We start from the raw sequence: 1,337 nt of genomic DNA, 5'->3' as shown, positions 1-1,337 counted from the left end.
GCAACGTCGTCGAGCGCATGTTCTGCCGCTTCAAAGACTGGCGGCGCATCGCCACCCGCTTCGATCGCAACATCAAAAAATTCATGGGCGCCATCAGCTTCGCCGCTGCTGTCATCTGGTGGCTGTAGTGAGTCCGGACCCTAGCTTGCTGAGCCTTGAAAACATTCATACGGTGTTATCAAACGATTGATAGAACGTGAATTGCTCCGAGCCATAACAGCATCAATTCAAGCCGGTTTTTGGGGCCACACGAGATTATATGGCGGGAGAGGAAGATGAACGGCGTGGTGACACAGGCCAGCGTTTTTTGTGGAGGGATACCCGCCTTGCGTGCCGGGCACGAAGCGGCGGAAGAACTGCAGGAGTTCCGGCAAACAATTCCGATACCGGTCGGCGCGACCGACTTCCGGCCGGAGACCATCTCGGGCGTAAGGTGTCTGGTGTCCACGGCACTGCACCCGCGATGCAGGATAATTCACATGCATGGCGGGGGCTATGTTTGCGGGAGCCCTACGCATTATGGCGAGTTCGCGACGCGCCTTGCCCGTGTGATCGGGGCCGAAGTCTGGGTACCGGACTATTCCCTTGCGCCAGAAAACCCCTTTCCGGCCGCCATACATGAGATGATGTCCGTGGTGAACGCACTGGTTTCCGATCCAACCTGCCTGCCTGTTTTCCTGTCCGGTGATTCTGCCGGAGGCGGGCTTGCCCTGACCTTGGCTTCGATCATGCGAAGACCAGTTCCCATTGCCGGCATCCTGTTGCTGTCACCGTGGCTCGATCTGACTATCAGCTCTGATGGCTTCAGCCGATGTGCGACCAGCGATCCGATGTTTTCTAAGGAAGCCGCCGAAAACGCGGCACGTTGCTACCTGCAGGGTGAAGATCCCGCACACCCTCTCGCGTCGCCACTATTTGCGGACTTGAGCGGTTTGCCTGCGGTCACCATATTAGTCGCCTCTCAGGAGGTCTTGGCAGAAGACAGTCTTGCCCTCGTGGCAAGACTACTAGCGGAGGGCGTGCATTTTCAGTTAGTGGCAGCGCCCGAAGTGTCGCACATTTGGCCGGTGCTCGAACCTCATTTGTTACCGAGCGTGCACGCTATCCAAATCTTGGATCACGCCGTCAGCATGGCGCTGGATCGGCATGAGCGATGACGTCAGGCGCTGGCGGCGTTTTCCGCCAGCGTCCCATGGCCGATCGGCTCGACGAGAACCACGAATGTCATCGGTCGTGCAATTCTCCGCAAAAGTGGGCTCTCCCGCAATTTCGGTGCAGGTGTCATGCCATGATACGCGCCCGGAGCAGGTCGAGGCCAGCCCGGCCGTACATGGAAC

Annotated in this window: 1 protein-coding gene and 1 pseudogene; both read left to right on the top strand. The window is 58.4% G+C overall.

The annotated features are described in order from the left end of the window. Window positions 1-128, top strand: a pseudogene (locus J2W40_RS20520) (IS5/IS1182 family transposase); the annotation flags it as partial. A 147-nt stretch (window positions 129-275) separates the two neighbouring features. Continuing rightward, entirely contained in the window at window positions 276-1,157 is an 882-nt protein-coding gene (locus J2W40_RS20515) for an alpha/beta hydrolase (protein ID WP_310227802.1), read from the top strand. Window positions 1,158-1,337 lie beyond the last annotated feature (180 nt).

Origin of the sequence: Sphingobium xenophagum (assembly GCF_031457465.1) — a bacterium.
In the GTDB taxonomy this organism is placed as follows: Bacteria; Pseudomonadota; Alphaproteobacteria; order Sphingomonadales; family Sphingomonadaceae; genus Sphingobium; species Sphingobium xenophagum_A.
Note: the sequence above shows the minus strand (reverse complement) of the source record. Positions and strands in the feature narration are given on the sequence as shown.